Source organism: Bacillus cereus group sp. BfR-BA-01316 (assembly GCF_022664195.1).
Taxonomy (GTDB): Bacteria; Bacillota; Bacilli; order Bacillales; family Bacillaceae_G; genus Bacillus_A.
Genome location: NZ_JAKUGX010000152.1, coordinates 1 through 215, shown reverse-complemented (window position 1 = coordinate 215; position 215 = coordinate 1). Strand labels below are relative to the sequence as shown.

Below are 215 nucleotides of genomic sequence, written 5' to 3'. Positions count from 1 at the left end.
AGATTTTTAAGAAGTCTCTTAGAAATTTTAAAATAGCAGGAGATAAGAAAAAACATAATTTACCGATTTATTTATTTTAGATGTCATTTGTTATTGACATCTTTTTTTTTTATTACTTTTCCATTTTTTAGGTGTGGGAATTTAGCAACACATGTGTGGGAATTTTCCCACACCCTACCCCTTATAAACCCTTTCTATTACTGACTTTCTTCACT

Annotated in this window: 1 pseudogene; it reads left to right on the top strand. The window is 28.8% G+C overall.

The window, feature by feature from the left end:
• Nucleotides 1–80 (top strand): annotated as a pseudogene (locus tag MR071_RS25675) (MarR family transcriptional regulator); the annotation flags it as partial.
• Nucleotides 81–215 lie beyond the last annotated feature (135 nt).